We start from the raw sequence: 16364 nt of genomic DNA on the forward strand, positions 1-16364 counted from the left end.
CACCGAGACGCTGGAGGAATGGCTCACCCGCGCGGTGGAGGAGGAGCGGCTTCCGGGTTCGCGTCACTTCGACGAGTTGTCGGACCTCGGGTGGTCGAGCTACGAAGGGGACGGAGATCTTGCGCGTGCGCTCTCGGTTCTGGATCGTGCGGCGACAGCGGCCGCCGCGCTCCGGATGAGACGGCGCGAACTCGTGGTGGCCCTCCCGCCTGAGCCCGTGGCCGAGCTTCCGCTCCGGGAGGTGCTTCGCGGTGGATGGGACTACCTGTGCGACAGGCTGCGGGCCGACGAGCCGCCCTCGCTCCACGTGGCGCGGCCCGGTTCCGCCGATGTGGCGATGACCGCTGAGGAACACCGGTTTCCCCTGCGCGTCGCCTGCGGTGCTGGGGCTGGCTCGACCCGCGCGTTCGTCAAGTACTACCGCGACGACTCCGAGGTCGTGCGCGACGAGGAGTACTGGGGCGGCATCTATCTCGTCCGCCAAGTTGATCAGCAACTGCGGCCGGGAGAAGCCGCTGGGGCATGACGCGGACGACGGAGATCATGGTCGGGTCCTCAACCGCGACAAACAACGTGCGCTCGTGTCGCTTGCCCTGACAGGCTCTCGGGTCATGACCGTGTACGAACTGTTGCTCATCGGCGGGCGTTCGGGTGCTGGGAAGACCTCCGTGGCCTGGGAGGTCTCCGAACTGTTGCAGGCGAAGGAAATCGCGCACTGCCTGGTCGAGGGGGACTTCCTGGACCAGATCCACCCCGCGCCCGCCGACGACCAGCTCCGCACCGCGATCACCGAACGCAACCTCGCGGCCATCTGGGCGAACTACGCCGCCCTGGGCCAGCACCGCCTGATCTACACGAACACGGTCAGCGTCCTGGAGGAGCCGATGATCCGCCGGGCCATGGGCGCCGGCCTGGTCAGGACCACCCGTGTCCTGCTCACGGCGCGGGCGGACACGGTCCGGGAGCGCCTGGCTCGTCGGGAGATCGGCTCCCAGCTCGCCGCGCACGTCGAGCGGAGCCGGACCATGGCCCGGAAACTGGATGAGGAGGCCCCGGAGGGCACCGTCCGCATCCCCACCGACGGCCGTTCCGTCCAGGAGATCGCCCATGACGTCGTGCTCGCAGCCGCCTGGTAGAGACCGGGCTGTGGTTGTGCTCCTGGCGGTTCACCACTCCCGAACGGACTCGACGCCTGACTCCAGACTCGTTCGCGCCCACCCGAGGTCCGTTCCGCGCGCTGTCTCGACCTCCCGCACGACGAGGTGGAGGGCGTCGAACAGCTCCTCGCGCTCCACGGTCTCGATGAACGGTGTCGCGGCGTCGAGCCGGTTGAACGCCTCGCCGTACTCCTTCCCGATCTGGAACAGTCGCGTCGTCATGTCCTCAGTGGACGGACCGTCGAGCGCGCCGCGGATCGCGCGCCGCGCTGACTTGTAGTGCGCGATCGCCTTCCGGTACTGGGCGCCGCTGATGTTGTCCCGGCCGTCCCAGTCGCGCAGGGGGTTGTCCCGGTTCTCCGCGATCCACTCGGGCGAGCGGGCGCCGCTGATGACGAGATATGTCCCGCGTGGAATCTCCGCGCGCCAGGTCGAACGCGTCGCCTTCGCGTACTCGGCGGGAATGTTGTACAGGTCCAGCGCCTCCAGGGACGGAACGCGCTCCGGCAGCAGGCGGTCGGCGCCACCCATGCCGAACAGGCCGTTGAGGGAGACTCTCTTCAGCGACGCCAGCTTGTTCAGGCTCGCCGGCGCGGAGAGCAGACCCATGTCGCCCCACAGGGAAAGCTGCGTCAGTCCGGGAAAGTGCTGGACGAGACGATCGCAGTCCAGTGACTTGACGCCCGTGACGACGAGGCGCCGCACGTCCACCCGAGGGTCGGCCTGTTCGTCGAAGTCCCGGTTGAGTTCGGCGCCGGTGCGCCGCAGCTCACGCGGATCTGACCACGGCTCACGGCTGCCGCTGTCCCAGTGCCGCTGGAGGGCGAGCTGGAGACCGAGATTCCACCCGGACGAATAGCTGTAAGAACGCTCGCTGTGCATCAGCGGCAGGGCGCCGAGGACCTTGTAGCTGCGCGGCAGGACCCACTCGTGGTTGCAGTGGGACAACTCCCCGCCCCAGTTGTGGTGGGTGGGCCTGAACGGACGGGGCTCGCCCAGGTCCGCCACCGACGTGGGTTCCGGACCCGACCAGTCCAGCTCCAGCACCCCCGCCGTCTTCTTGTCGACGTCGATGTCGGTGATCTGCGCTGCCGTCCACTCGCCGAGGGCGTCGCTGAAGGCGGCCACGACGTCGCCAGGTGCGAACGGTCTCGGCGGTGCGGAGGCGGTGGTGCGAGCCATGTGGCGGATAGTAGGTCCCCGGCCTGACAGAAAGTCCTGGTCCGCCGCGCCGTGATCCGGACCTCCCCGCCCCGGAAACCTCGCCGGACCGCGAATGCGCTCCCCACCACTGTTGACGTCGGTTAGGTTTCCGCGAGTGAGAAGCCCGAACGGGTCCGAGGTGGACGAGCTCTGGTTGTCGTTACGCGAGGCGCACGTCCGCGAGCACAGTCCGGAGAGAACCGCGATGCTCGCCGAGGCCGTCCGGGAGGCCGACCGGCTGGACGTTCCACGAGCCACGTTCCTGTCCCGGCGGCTGCTCGCCGAAGCCCGCCGGCTGGACGGGCAGTGGGACCAGGTGCGCCAACTGCTCGCCGAATGTCTTGACGAGTACGACCAGCGCACCTGGCGCTTCGAGCGCGCGGACGAGATCGACCTGCTCAACTGGTACGTCTGGCTCATCGAGTGCATGGTCGACTTCCCCGACATCACCCTCGACGACATCCGCGACGCGCTGCACGACGTGGAGCGGCGGTTCAGCAGCGCCGCCCTGCCGTGGCACCAGATCTTCTCGGCGCGGCGCGGAGTGGCCGCGCACCTCGGGGACTGGGCGGCGGCCGACGAGGCGCACCTGCGGTGGACCGCCACGGCGCCGGCCGACGAGGACGACCGCTGGCTCGACCTCACCACCATCGATTACCTGCTGAAGAAGGGAGAAACGGCGCACGCGCTCCAGGTCGCCGCCCCGATGCTCGACGATCCGCGCGTGTCCTCGAAACCGGTCGTGCTCGCCAGGGTGCTGACGCTGCTGCCCCTGGCGCGCGCGGGGGAGTGGCGGCAGGCGAGCCTGGCCTACCGCCGCCTCCGACGCGGCATGTCCGGGCAGTTCCACTCCCTGGAGCACTTCGGTCAGCTCATCGAGTTCTGCGCGCTGACCGGCAACCTGGGCGCGGGGGTGGACTGGCTCGACGCGTTGCGGGGGTTCGAGCGGAGGCAGCGGCCGTTCGCCACGATGGAGCTGGCCACCTCGGCCGCGGTGCTGGCCGACGCGCTGGTCCGCGCCGGACGCGGCGACACCGTCCTGGACCTCGGCCCGGACGACCCGTGCTCGGTGCCGTACCGCGACCTCGCCCGCCGGATGCGCTCCCTCGCGCTCGACCTCGCCGACCAGTTCGACCAGCGCAACGGAAATTCCGTGCAGGGCAACCGAATCCGCGCTCGCCTCGCCGCCGAGCCGATGACTGGCTTCCTGCCGCTCGGTCCGACCAGCCGGCCACCCCTGCGCCTGTTGCCACCGCCGGGACTGTCCGCCGAGAACCTCCTCGACCGGGCGGTGTGGCACGACCTCCGGTGCGAGGCGGACGAGGCGCGCGCCTGTCTGACCGTGGTCTCCGACGACCTGCCCCCGCACCTCGACGCGCGACTGGTCGAACTCCGCGCGAAGTTCTTCCAGAGCGAGAACACCGAACCAGCACTGCGGCACGCCATCCGCGTCCACCGCGACCACGGGGACGAGTCGCGCGCCCTGCTCGCCGAGTGCTGGCTCGGCCTGTGGGTGTCCCACACCGGGCGGGCCGAGGAGGCCATCACGACCGTCACCGAGGCAGTCGAGCGACTCCGCCGTCTCGGAGACGACAGCGCCTGCGCGTGGGGCGAGTACTGGCTGGCGTACCTCCTGACCAGCCAGGGCGCGCACACCAACGCCCTCGACGCGCTGTCGCGCGGCAGACGACACGCGGAGTCAGCGTCGGATCACCTGGCACTGGGCACGTTGTTGGTCCTCGACACCGCGCTGCGGCCCTCGTACGCGACCGCGACCGCCGCACTGGACGCCCTCATCGCCGCCGAGGCACCGGAGAAGGCGCTGGAGGCACTCGAACACGTGACCCAACACGGCGCGTACCTGGAGGTCGTCGACAAGATCCTGGCCAACCCCCCACACGACGCGGCTCGCCTGGTCGGCCGACTGCGATACCTGCGCGCGTGCGCGCTCATCGAGGCCGGACGCCCGGCCGACGCCGTCGACGACCTGAACGAGGCGATCGGCCAGGCGGCGCTGCGCGACAACGACACGGCCGAGCAGTGGTACCAGCTTGCCTGCGCCAACCTCGCCGCGGACCGACACGAGGACGCCGTGGACGCGAGCCAACGCGCCGCCGAGGTCTTCGCCCACCTCGCCGCCACCCACGACGAGGCCTGGACCGAACACGCCGACCAGGCCAGGTACCTCCTGGCCGAGAGCTACCGCCTCCTCGGCGACCACCGCGCCGCCCTGCGCGAGTACCGCGGACTCGCCAACGGCAACGGCGCACTCGCGGCCACGGCATTCGTCACCGGCACAGCACTGCTGGAGGAACTGGGCATCCCCGACTGGCCAAACCACTAAGCCCAACCCGAACCAGCCGGTGTGCGCCAATGGGAGCCGGGTTCGGAGCATTGGTCGCGGAGATGCTTGGGGCAGCGTCCCCGGGGGTGCCGACCGTCGTGTCGGTGAGGCGCTCGCCACCCCCGGGATCAGCCGGCTGAACCGCGGGTTCCTCACGTCATCGGCGGAGGTTGGGAGGGAGCGCCGTTCTCCGGAAGCGGTGCCGCCCCGTTCTCGCTGCTGTGCGGTGCCGCTCCGTCCTCCGGGGCAGGGCTGTCGGCTGCCTCGGGGGCTTGAGCCGCTGGGGTGTACTTGGCCAGGAACTGGGCGAGCTGTGCCTCGAACAGAGGCCGTTGTGGATCGTCCGGATCGGGGAGGTACTTGTCCAGAAGCGCCTGTTCGGGCTCGGGCTGCGGTGCGGCTGGCTCACACACGTGGCCATTCACCACCTTCGGGTCACTATTGAGGGATGACGGCGTGGGCAATGACACGGTGACGTCGGGTTGGTACTCCCCGTTTCCGTTCAGAACCTCCCACCCCTGTCCAGCCGGGCTCGTCACGAGGTGACGGAACAACTCGGGAACTTCCCTGTCGTTGGCCGCCGCCGACAGCTGGGCGAAGGTGCCAATCAGCCGGACCGTCTCCTTGACCTTGCTCGTGTCCTGCGAGAGCCACCACACGAGCGCGCTCCCGGTGCTGGTCAGCACCTCGTTCCCCAGATAGGCGCGAATGTTGCGCTCCAGTGCCCGCTCGTGTTCCCACACCTCCTTCTGCTTGCGGATGTCGGCGAGCTGCCGCAACCGCTTGGCGTCCTCCTCGGGAACTCGGAGGACGACGCTGTCCGCCCACGCCGACAACTGCCCAGCGGGGTCCTGGGCCATGGCGCCGAGCGCCGCGCTGAGCTTGTGTTGCGCGAGGACAGGATCGTTCGGGTGCTCCTGAGCCGTCATGGCACGGGCGCGGTGGAGGATGAGGTCCGCCGCGACGGCACCGAGGTTCGCGTGGTGCTGTGCGTTTCCCATGGGACGCCAGAACACGCGGGCGGAGAAGAGGAACTGGTAGTCGGCGACCGCGCTGGGCAGGGGAGTCTCGGGGAGCGTCGCGGAGTTGTCAATGGTCGGAGTGCGAGGGTGCTCCCGCTGTTCGTAGAGGGACCGGAAGTGCTCCTGTTGCTGTCGGTTCCGGAACCTGCGGGCGAGGAGGAGCGCTGCCACGAGGAGGACCAGGGCCAACAGCAGCCACAGCCATGTCGGCCAACCCAGGGTGAGGCCCAGGACCAGCGACGCCAGGACGGCGATCAGCGGAAGGGCCACGGAGAGAACCGGGTCATCGCGGTTCATCGAACTGTCTCCTTGTCAGAGGGGTCCGCGAAGTCCGCGCGGAGGCCCATCACGTCATTGATCTTGTCGAGGACCTGCCGCTGGATCTGCTCCCGCCCCGCCCGCTCAGCGGGATCACGAGCGCCCGCCACCCACTGCGACGTCGCGTGGAAGAGCGTCCCGAGAAGCCGCGTGTCGCTACCCGTGGCGCGGACGACGAGGTCGAGCGGAACATCCGTCGAGTTGTTGAGCGATGTCTCCAACCAGTTGCCCAGCAGGGGAAACCACGCCTTCCTCTCGGGGGCGCGGAGCACGGCGTTCCACAGGAGTTCGAGCTGACCCCGGACGTCCTGGTCAGCGATCAACGGCTGGCTTCGCCGGGAGCTGTCGAGGAGACGTGACGCCTGGGCTGTGCGACGGAGGAGCTCGATGTCGACCGCGGAAAGGGGCTTGTCTCTCGGATCTCCTGGATCGACCCAACGTGCGAGTCGGTCCAGGAGCCGGCGGAAGAACCGGTGGTCCTCGGCGAGCGAAGTGAGGGCGTTGGACGCCTCGGTGCTCACCTCGCGGTCGCGGTGTCTGGTCAGGTGATGAAGCCGGACCAGCGCGCGGTCCGGCAGCGTTGGAGCGAGGACGTCGGTGCAGAGCGCGATGACGATGCGTGCGAGGTTCGGGTTCAGGAACGCGTCCCTGGCCCAGTCGTAGAGAGACCGGCGGAAGAAGCCGCCGTGCACCTCGTCGGTGAGCCCCTGCACCAGTACGACGGTCGCTGCGGATGTCAGGCGCGGCTCCCGCTTCTCGGCCCACCTCTGCGCCAGGGAAACGGCGGCACCGGGCTGACGCCAGCGGAGACACTGTTCGGCCAGGCGGTAGGCGATCCGGTCGGTGTCCGGTGCCCGGAGGTTCGCCGTCTCGATCAGGCCAGAGGCCCAGGACAGGAAGGGAGCGCGCATCGGCGAGTAAGCGAGCCAGAAGTGACTGCGTATCGCCGTGTCCCACTCGAAATCGGAAAACCGGACGCGTTGTTCCTGGTCGACGTGTGCTCCGATGCCGGACAGTCGCTCGACCAGATCCGGTCGGTCGAGCGCATGTGTGCCGTCATCGGGGAAGTCGATGGCACGGAGCAACCTGTTCTCCGCCTCCGGAACGACGTCAGCCGGTCCGTCGTGCAGGAACGCGGTGACGAACATCAACGCTCGCTCCTGGCCGGACTTCCCACGGACCTTGTTCGCCACTTCCTCGCCACGATCGGTGAGTGCGGACAGCGCCTTGCGCAGCCACACTTCGAACGGATCCCGCTCGTTGGCCGTGTAAGACATGCGCATGCGGTGGGCGAGACGAGCGAGTTCGTCCATGCTGCTGGTGGCAAGATGCGGTCGTAGCTCCTGGTGGTTCAGTTGCTGTACGGAGATCGGCACCTTCTCCGCGGTGAGGTGCGTACGCAGCACCTCGGCTCCGTCCGGACGCGAGATGTCAGTGGAGAGTGAGCGGAACTCCGCTCGCACAACACTGTCGTGCGGTGTCGGCAGAGCCACCGCCAAGTGGGCTTCCTTCTCGAAGAGCACTGCGCGGAAGCCACTCAGCTCAGCGTGCAGGGCTTCCGACGTGTCAGCGGGTGCGTGAGTCAGGTCCAGCAGGAGCCGCTCACGCGAGTCAACCTCGTTCGGATTGAGGAGAATGCCGGTCTCGTCGGGTTCCGGGGGCAGAATGCGGACCGCTCCCTCGTGGGAAAGCCCGGCGAGGAGCATGAGCGCCGCACTGCGCCGTCCGCTGCCCTGCCGACCACCGAGGAGAACGGTTCTCCGGTCACGTAACAGGTGCTGGGCGACCGCGAAGTTTCGCGGCTCGACGAAGCGCTTCGCGAGCCATGTGATCTCGTCCTCCGCCACGGCCTGTCGCAGGCGGGGGCGGAAGCCCTCGTTGGCTCCCAACGCTCCGACAATGGCCTTCTGGATGTCGATGTTGACCAGCGAGCCCGAACCGGTGTGCACGGGACTTCGGGGGTCGGTGATGACGTCCCTCGCGTTCCCACCGATGTCCGCGCCGCCGTAACGAGCGTTGTGGTCCTCGGTTTTGTCGTTCATGGCTGCTTCGGGTTGGGGCGCTTCGTGTTCTCGAACCGCTGCTTGACGTTTCCCGAGTGGTTCCCGGTGGTGTAGGTGACACCGTCGCCGTAGAACTGGGGCGCGTGGTGTTGTGCGCCGGTGATGACCGGTCCCTGAGCATCGGTGATGACGTCCCTCGCGTTCCCACCGATGTTCACGCCGCCGTGGCGGTGGTACTCCCGCGCCTGGACGACGGATCCGTCCACGTCGCCGACGGTGTTCACGAGCGGACTCGTGTGCTGGTCCTGGTTCGCGTCGGTCACGGTGTCCTCTGTGGATTCGAGGGGGTGGAAGCCGCGCCGGAGCAGGTCACCGGACGGCCTCGGCACGCGCAGGTACGCAATGCCTTGGTAGCGCTTGACTTCGACCGGGGCCGGGACGTAGAGGTCGGGGTCGTCGGCCGCGTATCCGGACAGGACGGCGTCCTCGAAGGCGCGCGCCGACACGATCGCGGCGACGCACGTCGTGTCGCTGGACCTTGCGAGGAGGTCTCGGACGGGCTCGCAGTCCAGCAGCCGGTGCGTCTCGATCCGCGCGTTTCCGCTGCCGTCGCTGAGCAGGGCGCCGTTGGAGTCGGTTGCCGGCCCCACGTTGACGCTCACCCGCATTCGGATGGGAGCGTCCTGGCCGGACAGGGGCCGCACGGTGTTCCGGTAGTCCAGCTCATCCTGGAGCGCGCCCAGGAAAGGGTTGATGAGGAAGGGCAGCAGGGCCGCGCGGAAGCCGAGAACGTGCCCGTCGCCGGTGGTGCGCGGGAAGCGTGCCTCGTCCCACATCTCGGCCAGACCACACCGCCGGAAGGCCTGTTGGAGGATCCCGGGGATCGCGTCGGTCAACTCGGCGTGGCGACGTCCCGGCACACCGCTGAAGTCCTTGACGTCCACCACGAGCATCGCGCGGTAGGGCGGCAGCTCCGCGACGCTCGTCGGCGTCTGGTCGGCAGGCATGGGCTTGTTTCCTTCCTGGGATTGGGACTGGGCGCGACCGGAAGCCTGTCCGAGCACGCGGCGACAGAACGTCCGCGAGCGGACACCACGAGAGTGATCCAGATCACGTTGGATCAGATCGCGACGCAAGAATGGTGAGCGAGCCGGCGGAGGTCCGACACGACGAGCCGACGCCCGGCCGCTAACGCCCCTTCTCGGCGCAACCGGGCGATCTGCTCGGCAACGGTGCTCCTGGCGAGGCCGAGCGCCGCGGCGACGGCCTCCTGCGACAGCGGCACGCGGAACCGGTCCTCGGTCGTGGCGTCCGCGAGGGCCACGACTTCGAGAAGCAGGCGCGCAACCCGTTGCAGCGGCGTGAAGTGCACGAGCTGCACCTGGTAGGGCACGGTCTCGGTGAGCTTGGCGACCAGGTAGTCGCTGAACACGTCCTGGGCTGCGTGATCCTCCTGGAAGCGACGGAACGTCTCGGCCGGCACTCGATGCGCGACACAGCGGTCGATCGCCTGGACGGTGGCCGTGCGACGAGACGCGGGGCGAACCGCCATCTCGCCGAGAAGGTCACCCGTGCCGCGCAGTGACACCAGTAGTTGAGCGCCATCCTCCTGGCGGGCCAACACTGCCACCCGTCCGCTCGCCAACGCCCACACAAAGCCGCCTTCGTCTCCTTGCCGGATCAGAAAGGCTCTGGGGGTGAACGTATGCGGCACGCCCGCTCTGAGCAGGCTGTGCCATCGACTGTCTCCGAGAAGGGCGTGGAAGCCGCGGCGAGGCGATGAGGTCCCGTCGTGCACGCTGTTCTCCGTACCGGTGTCCGGCCGCCGGTTGGGCAGGTTTCGGACAGGTTCCTTCGATCGGCCCTCGGGCGGGAGGGTCCGGCCTGGACGGGCGAAGGTGGCCGTGAACTGGTCCTGCACGCGCAGGTCGCCGGTAGTGCCTTTCGCTATAGTGCTTGAAGCACTATGGAGGTGGTCGCGTGAGTGCTCGGCGGACGTCCGCCCGCGATCTGGTCGCGGTAGCCGTGCTCGCCCTGCTCAGCGAGGGGCCGACCCATCCGTACGACATGGTGCGGACCATTCGGGAACGGCGGTGGGACTTCCTGTCCGGGTTGCCGCGCGGTCTCTACCACGCGGTGGAGCGGCTCACCGGCTCTGGCTGGGCTGAGCCGGTGGAGACCGTCCGGGAAGGGCAGCGGCCCGAGCGCACCGTGCTGCGGATCACCGAGGAAGGCCGGCGGGAGCTGCACGACTGGGTGCGCGACCTGCTGGTGCACGCGAGCACGCCGGACGCGTTCTCCGCCGCGCTGACCTGTTTCCACGTGTTGGAGGAGCGCGACCGGCTGGCTGGACTGGAGTTCCGCGCCGCCAGACTGGCCGGCCGGGTGGCCGAGCTGGACGCCCAGCTGGCCCGGGTCCGGGACCGGCTGCCGCGCGCGGTGCTGCTGGACGACGAGTACCGGCGCGCGTTGTGCCACGCCGAGCTGGAGTGGGTCGAGGCGCTGATCGCCGACCTCGTGTCCGGCGCGGTGAACTGGGACTTCATGAGTGAGGAGGAAGGAGGCCCCTCGACGAGTTGAAAGCCTCCAGCGGGTGTTCGCACCACCCGCTGGAGGCCCGATCCCTGGTCGGCCGCGAGCGCGACCCGGCACCAAGGCGCAGCACCACGATAGCCGGGCAGCAGCTCCGCGACGTCCGACCGCGTCCGCACGTCCTCGAAGGAGCCATGCGTGGCAATCAACGTGATCATCATTGGCGCCGGGCTGGGTGGCCTGACCCTCGCGCAGGGTCTGCGCGCCGCCGGCGTCGACGTCGCCTTACACGAGCGGGACCCGCACCCGTTCGCCCGTGGCCAGGGCTACCGCATCCACCTCGATCCCGAGGCCGACCAGGTGTTGCGGGACTGCCTGCCACCATCGGTCTACCGGCTGTACCGGGACACCACCGGTCTGTCCCACGGCCAACCCCTGCTCATGACCGAGCAGCTCGTGCTTCTCATCGACGCCGACTACCAACAGCGCTACACGTACCGGGAACCGGTCACCGACGACGCCGTGGTCGACCGGCTCACCTTCCGTCAGGCGCTGACCGCCGGACTCGACGGAGCCATCCACTACGGCAAGGTGTTCACCCGCTACGAGACCCTCGACAGCGGGCGGGTACGGGCGCACTTCGCCGACGGATCGACCGCCGACGCCGACCTGCTGGTCGGCGCGGACGGCGCGAACTCGGTGGTACGCAACCAATTGCTGCCGCACGCGCCCACGTTCGACAGCGGGCTACGGCTGATCTACGGCAAGACACCACTCACCGACGCACGACGCCACGCCCTGCCTGACGGCATGGTCGGCGGATTCGCCATTATCACCGCGCCCAGAAACCTCGGCATGGCACTGGGTTGGTACGAGTACCGCGACAACCCCGAACAGGTGGCCGCGCGACTCGGCCTCGACGTCGAGTTCCGGGACACCGAGAACTACCTGATGTGGGCACTCACCGTGCCCGCGGAGAACCTGCCGTCAGATCTCGGCCGCGCCGGCGGTGAGGCCCTGCTGGCGGCCGCGCGCCAGCACACCGGGGACTGGCATCCTGTCCTCCGCGAGATCGTCGCGGGCGTCTCGGTTCCGTCGCTGATGTTGCTGCCACTGCGCACTTCTCTCCCGGTCGGCCGGTGGCCGGCCGGTCCGGTGACTCTCCTCGGCGACGCCGCGCACGCGATGTTCCCGGCCGGCAGCGGCACCCTGGTGGCACTGCGAGACGCGCGCCTACTGCGGGATACGCTGACATCCGCGGGCGACGGCGCCGCCGTGGACGCCGTCGACGAGTACCAGCGCGCGATGTACGGCTACGCCTGGAAGGACGTCCGCGAGTCCTACCACATGGCCGAGCGCCTGGGCGGACGTCCTTGGCCCCAAAGCTGAAGGGCCAACTAGAGGCACCTGACAGCAGGGACTAGCCCTCACCGATCATCAGCCCTGCCAACGATATTCCGCGGCCCCTTCGGTAGTCGGTCAATGTGGACGTTCGCCGACTGCTCAAGCGATCATCCGCACAGCGGGACAAGAGTGGACGCGGAGCACCGGAACGCGCGGTGCTCCGCGTCCACGTTCTCGGAACTACCAACCTGGTTATCTGACTGTCTACTTAGGAGGAGCGCTCTCAGGAACGTGAGTCCGCAGGAACCGGGCAACCGCCGCCTTCTCCGTGTCGAGACCGGACTGGATCTGCGGGGGGAAGGGCTCGAATGCTTCCGTGTGAACGGAACGCGCGCCGGAGCGGTGAGACCAGGTGGCGATCGCCAGGCCATCGGCGACCACGGTGGGCCGGATCACGCCGCCTCCCGGCCAGACGCGGGCCCGATGGGCGGTGGGGACGGAGAGTTCGCGGGTGCGATAGCCGACGAGGTAGTTGTCGTAGGCGGGCAGCATGCGGACGTCGGGTGGGTGGGACGTGTCGCCAGGGCTCTCCGTACGGCCGGCGAGTACGGTCAGCGCGCCGTGCTCGGTGATCACCCCGGATCGCGCCAGCGCCTGCCAGCCCTTGCGGGCCCAGGTGATCGGCAGACCGGACCACGTGGCGAAGTCCTCCGCAGTGGCGGGGCCATGAGCGGCCAGGTAGCGGCGGGCCAGCTCCGCGAGGGCGGTCTCTCCGTCCCGGGAGTCCCCGGCGGTGGGCAGCCAGTCGTCGAGCAGCACGTACGTGGCCTCACCGGTGCGCCGCGGGCCGTGGCACAGGACGCCCGTGAGTGCCGCGTGGCGGATCAGGTGGAAAGGGACCTGTCCGTCCAGTGCGATGCCGAGAGTGGCGAGGTGTTCGGTCAGCTCGGCGCGAGTGAGTGGACCGTGCGTGGCGAGGGCGTTCCGGATGAGACGGTCGGCGCGTTCACGCAGGGAGTCGTCCAGCCCCAGTTGGTGGTAGCGGTGGGTTGTGGCGGCAAGAATCCGTGGGGCGAGCAGTCGCAGAACCCAGCGGACGTCGTCGCTGGCGATGGTTTGCAGGGTTCCGCGCAGGAACCAGCCGCGGACGATGCTCCGCTCGTCCTCGTACGCGGTGCGGATGGCGTCGGCGGTGATGTCCCGCCCGCGTGCGCGGATGCCCAGGTCGGCGGCCAGCGCGTCCTGGGCCTGGATGGCGAAGACGCGCTGGACGACCGCCTGCGCGGAGGCTTCCCGCTCCCCGCCTGCCAAGGCCTGCGCGCGGGCCCGCAGCCTGCGGACGCGCTCGTGGTCAGACATCGGCTGTGCCCCTCACCCCCCGCTCAGCGCGGTCAGGAGACGGCCGCGTCGAGGACGTCGGCGAGCTCGGTGGGCGCCGACAGCATCGGCCAGTGCCCCGTGGGCAGGTCGAAGCGCCGCCACGGCGGCTGGTTCAGGAAGGCCAGCATCGGCACCCCGGCATCCAGCAGAGCCGTGAAGTCGTCGCAGGCGACCACGACGCGATCCACGTCGGGCCCGGGTTCGGTCGGGCCGGTGAGGCGCTGGGTGTAGGTGTTGAACGGCTGAGGGGTGGCCCGCGCGCGCAGCAGGTCCCGCTGGGCCTCGTCGAGCCCGCGAAGGCTGCTGGACAGACCCAGGACCTCCGACGACGGCATCGGCAGCCGCCACCCGTCGCCGACGGCGTCGACCTGCTGGCGCAGCTCGTCGGCTGCCTCGGGCGGCATGAGGTCGAGCATGGACATGCCTGCTGTGAACGGGGCGCTGTCCACGTAGACCACGCGCTTGAGCCGCTCGCCGAGCCGCCCGGCCGCCCCGGTCACCGGCGCACCCGCGTAGCTGTGCCCGACCAGGGTGACGTCGTGCAGATCGTGTCGTTCCACGAAGCCGGTGATGTCCGCGATGTGCGTGTCCAGGTCGGTTCCGGGGCCGCCCTCGCTGGCGCGCTCGGCCAGGCCGGTCAGCGACATCGGCAGCGCCGTGTGGCCGCGCTCCCGCAGAGCGAGGGCGGTGCCCTCCCAGGACCACGCGCCGAGCCAGGCGCCGGGAACGAGGACGAAGGTGGCCATGTGAACTCCCTGGAGTGAGGTGATGAGAGAAATCTAGAGCCGATACCGGGCAGATTCCGCCCGGATTGGAAAAGTGATCCACGTCACATCACCTGCCCGTGCGCTCCCGCGCGGTCCGGCAACGTCGACCGCCGCTTCGAGCCCTGCGCGCACCAGCGATGGGATGAGGCCGGCACCAACGATCAGGTGGCGTCGATGCGGAATGGCGGTTGGCATGACAACAACGTCACAGCCAACGGGCAGACGCGAGCGCTCCTGGCGACGTTCAGCCCGTCGCCGGCCCGCCGCACCCGAACCGGGTGGCGGCGGGCATCCGGGCCACGGCCAGTCCGTCCGCCCGAACCGGCGCGTCGGAGATGCCCGGGAGGCGCGCTCGCACAACGCCACCGGCAGAACCGATCACCCGTTGCTCTGCGGCGTCAGGTAACCCCGGGAGAACGCGGCGGCCACGGCGGCCGCCCGGTCGTTGACGCCGAGCTTCGCGTACACGTGCAGCAGGTGCGTCTTGACCGTCGCCTCGCTGATGAACAGCCGCTTCGCCGCATCGCGGTTCGTCGAGCCGCGCGCGATCAGCTCCAGGACCTCCAGCTCGCGCTGCGACAGCGGGGCCGAGGCCGGCTGGCGCACCTGTCCCATCAGCCGGGTCGCGACGGCGGGGGAGAGCACGGCCTGTCCGCGTGCCGCCGTCTCCACGGCGCGGAACAGGTCCTCCCTCGGCGCGTCCTTCAGCAGGTAGCCGGTGGCGCCGGCCTCGATGGCGGGCAGGACGTCGCTGTCGGTGTCGTACGTGGTGAGCACCAGCACCCGCGCCGGCACCCCGCGCTTCGCCAGCTCCTTGATGGCGGTGACCCCGTCGGTCCGCGGCATCCGCAGGTCCATGAGGATCACGTCGGGTCGGAGCCGCTCGCCGGCCGCGACCGCCTCCGCGCCGTCGCCGGCCTCGCCGAGCACCTCGAAGCGCGGGTCGGCGCTGAACATGCCCCGCAACCCGTCCCGCACCACCGGGTGGTCGTCGACGATCAACAGGGAGATCACGCCCCACCTCCCGCCGGGATGGCCGGCACGGTCACCGAGATCGCCGTGCCGCCCCCCGGCTCCGACTCGATGTCCAACCGCCCCGCGAGGCGCCGCACCCGCTGCCGCATGCCGGCCAGCCCGAACCCGCCGTTCGGCGAACCGTTGGCCCGCCTGGTGGTCGGCTCGAAGCCGACCCCGTCGTCCCGCACGTCCAGGGTCACCAGGTCCTCCATGTACGACAGGGTCAGGCCGACCCGGCTGGCCCGCGCGTGCTTGGCCACGTTGGCCAGCGCCTCCTGCGCGGTCCGCAGCAGCGCCACCTCGATGTCGGTGTGCATCGGCCGGGCGTCGCCGGTGGTGGTCAGCACCGCGTCGACCTGGTTGATCTCGGCCCAGCGCCGGGCCACGTCGCTGATCGCGTCCGGGAGCCTGGCCTCGGCGAGCACCGCGGGCTCCACCGCGTGAACGGTCCTGCGCGCCTCGGCCAGGCTCTCCCTGGCCAGGTTCGTCGCGTTCGCCAGGTGCCGGCGCGAGGTCGTCGGCTCGTCCAGCGTCTGCTCGGCGGCCTGGAGCTGGGTGAGGACGCCGGCCAGGCCCTGGGCGAGGGTGTCGTGGATCTCCCGTGCCATCCGCTGCCGCTCGTCCAGCACCCCGGCCTCGCGCGCCTGCGTCAGCAGCTGCGCGTGCAGGCCGGCGTTCTCCTCCAGCGCGGCCTCCAGCTTGACGTTGGCCTCGTGCAACGCGACGAGCGCCTGCTTCTGCCGGTGGTTGCGCCGGTCGGCCAACTCGGCGAAGTGGGAGAACGACCCGGCCAGCAACGTGTTGATCAGGCTGACGACCAGCCACGCCCACCACATGCCGTTGGTCGTGATGCTGGCCATCCCGCCCAGGCAGGCCGCCGCCGAGATCACCGCGGTCGCGGTGGCGCCGACGTACCGCCACCGGCCCCGCAGGTAGCGGAACGCCTGGTGGTAACCGATGAAGGTGAAGAAGCCGTACCAGGGCGCGATCGCCGCCAGGCCGGCGGTCAGCACCATCAGGACCGCGTAGTACAGGCCCATGAGCGGGCCGTTCTGGTGCCACTCCGGGTGGAGCGTGTGGAACCAGAGCATCCAGAGCAGAACCGCGACCGACAGCCCGACCACCGCCGGCAGGTGCACCGGCATGTGCCAGATCGGCTGCAGCAGCGTGATGACGGTGCTGAACGCCAGGAGGAAGTAGGGGAGGACCTTGAAGACCGCGGTCTCCTTGTGCTCCCAGCGGTCGAACTCCGCGCGCAGCTCGGCCTCGATGCTCAC

General features: G+C 69.6%; 14 protein-coding genes. 5 read left to right on the plus strand and 9 right to left on the minus strand.

The window, feature by feature from the left end; all coding sequences use genetic code 11:
• The first annotated feature begins 217 nt into the window (after positions 1-217).
• Together BUE43_RS33535 and BUE43_RS18015 are read left to right on the plus strand one after the other, a co-directional pair.
• Positions 218-526, plus strand: a complete 309-nt coding sequence (locus BUE43_RS33535; protein ID WP_143174229.1) for a hypothetical protein — start codon at positions 218-220, stop codon at positions 524-526.
• A gap of 85 nt (positions 527-611) precedes the next feature.
• On the plus strand, positions 612-1136 hold the full coding sequence (locus BUE43_RS18015; RefSeq protein ID WP_073484604.1) for a P-loop NTPase family protein: 525 nt from the start codon (positions 612-614) through the stop codon (positions 1134-1136).
• Between the two features lie 30 nt (positions 1137-1166).
• Here the strand turns inward: BUE43_RS18015 and BUE43_RS18020 are convergent, their stop codons facing one another.
• A complete protein-coding gene (locus tag BUE43_RS18020) occupies positions 1167-2339 on the minus strand; it encodes a hypothetical protein (protein WP_073484606.1) in 1173 nt (390 codons plus the stop codon).
• 136 nt (positions 2340-2475) lie between these two features.
• On the opposite strand from BUE43_RS18020, the gene BUE43_RS18025 reads away from it, so the two are divergent.
• Positions 2476-4704 carry a tetratricopeptide repeat protein gene (locus BUE43_RS18025; RefSeq protein WP_143174230.1) on the plus strand — a complete coding sequence of 743 codons (2229 nt, stop codon included), beginning with the start codon at positions 2476-2478 and terminating at the stop codon, positions 4702-4704.
• Positions 4705-4856: 152 nt separating this feature from the next.
• Here BUE43_RS18025 and BUE43_RS18030 read toward each other — a convergent pair whose 3' ends face one another.
• From BUE43_RS18030 to BUE43_RS18045, 4 genes are all read right to left on the minus strand, one after another.
• Positions 4857-6023 (minus strand): hypothetical protein, encoded by a 1167-nt coding sequence (locus BUE43_RS18030; RefSeq protein ID WP_073484611.1) that lies wholly within the window; start codon positions 6021-6023, stop codon positions 4857-4859.
• Entirely contained in the window at positions 6020-8086 is a 2067-nt protein-coding gene (locus BUE43_RS18035) for a hypothetical protein (RefSeq protein ID WP_073484613.1), read from the minus strand. Before BUE43_RS18035 ends, BUE43_RS18030 begins: the two co-directional genes overlap by 4 nt.
• Positions 8083-9054 (minus strand): hypothetical protein, encoded by a 972-nt coding sequence (locus tag BUE43_RS18040; protein WP_073484615.1) that lies wholly within the window; start codon positions 9052-9054, stop codon positions 8083-8085. Before BUE43_RS18040 ends, BUE43_RS18035 begins: the two co-directional genes overlap by 4 nt.
• Positions 9055-9167: 113 nt before the next feature.
• Entirely contained in the window at positions 9168-9845 is a 678-nt protein-coding gene (locus tag BUE43_RS18045) for a Crp/Fnr family transcriptional regulator (RefSeq protein WP_073484617.1), read from the minus strand.
• A 182-nt stretch (positions 9846-10027) separates the two neighbouring features.
• On the opposite strand from BUE43_RS18045, the gene BUE43_RS18050 reads away from it, so the two are divergent.
• Both BUE43_RS18050 and BUE43_RS18055 read left to right on the plus strand, forming a co-directional pair.
• Positions 10028-10627 carry a PadR family transcriptional regulator gene (locus tag BUE43_RS18050; protein ID WP_073484619.1) on the plus strand — a complete coding sequence of 200 codons (600 nt, stop codon included), beginning with the start codon at positions 10028-10030 and terminating at the stop codon, positions 10625-10627.
• A gap of 150 nt (positions 10628-10777) precedes the next feature.
• Positions 10778-11968: an FAD-dependent oxidoreductase gene (locus BUE43_RS18055; protein ID WP_073484621.1), complete on the plus strand. Its 1191-nt coding sequence runs from the start codon at positions 10778-10780 to the stop codon at positions 11966-11968.
• 219 nt (positions 11969-12187) lie between these two features.
• Here the strand turns inward: BUE43_RS18055 and BUE43_RS18060 are convergent, their stop codons facing one another.
• The 4 genes from BUE43_RS18060 to BUE43_RS18075 form a co-directional block, all read right to left on the minus strand.
• Positions 12188-13282, minus strand: coding sequence for a winged helix DNA-binding domain-containing protein (locus BUE43_RS18060; protein ID WP_073484623.1), 1095 nt, complete (start codon positions 13280-13282; stop codon positions 12188-12190).
• 32 nt (positions 13283-13314) lie between these two features.
• Positions 13315-14049, minus strand: coding sequence for an alpha/beta fold hydrolase (locus BUE43_RS18065; RefSeq protein WP_073484625.1), 735 nt, complete (start codon positions 14047-14049; stop codon positions 13315-13317).
• Between the two features lie 399 nt (positions 14050-14448).
• Positions 14449-15084 (minus strand): response regulator, encoded by a 636-nt coding sequence (locus BUE43_RS18070; protein WP_073484628.1) that lies wholly within the window; start codon positions 15082-15084, stop codon positions 14449-14451.
• Positions 15081-16364: a sensor histidine kinase gene (locus BUE43_RS18075; protein ID WP_073484986.1), complete on the minus strand. Its 1284-nt coding sequence runs from the start codon at positions 16362-16364 to the stop codon at positions 15081-15083. The genes BUE43_RS18070 and BUE43_RS18075 overlap by 4 nt, the downstream gene beginning before the upstream one ends.

Origin of the sequence: Streptoalloteichus hindustanus (genome assembly GCF_900129375.1) — a bacterium.
GTDB lineage: Bacteria > Actinomycetota > Actinomycetes > Mycobacteriales > Pseudonocardiaceae > Streptoalloteichus > Streptoalloteichus hindustanus.

Excerpts from the sequence above, each read along its gene's own strand:
- BUE43_RS18015 (WP_073484604.1), top strand. The coding sequence starts at position 612 with ATGACCGTGTACGAACTGTTGCTCATCGGCGGGCGTTCGGGTGCTGGG.
- BUE43_RS18020 (WP_073484606.1), bottom strand. The coding sequence starts at position 2,339 with ATGGCTCGCACCACCGCCTCCGCACCGCCGAGACCGTTCGCACCTGGC.
- BUE43_RS18030 (WP_073484611.1), bottom strand. The coding sequence starts at position 6,023 with ATGAACCGCGATGACCCGGTTCTCTCCGTGGCCCTTCCGCTGATCGCC.
- BUE43_RS18035 (WP_073484613.1), bottom strand. The coding sequence starts at position 8,086 with ATGAACGACAAAACCGAGGACCACAACGCTCGTTACGGCGGCGCGGAC.
- BUE43_RS18040 (WP_073484615.1), bottom strand. The coding sequence starts at position 9,054 with ATGCCTGCCGACCAGACGCCGACGAGCGTCGCGGAGCTGCCGCCCTAC.
- BUE43_RS18060 (WP_073484623.1), bottom strand. The coding sequence starts at position 13,282 with ATGTCTGACCACGAGCGCGTCCGCAGGCTGCGGGCCCGCGCGCAGGCC.
- BUE43_RS18065 (WP_073484625.1), bottom strand. The coding sequence starts at position 14,049 with ATGGCCACCTTCGTCCTCGTTCCCGGCGCCTGGCTCGGCGCGTGGTCC.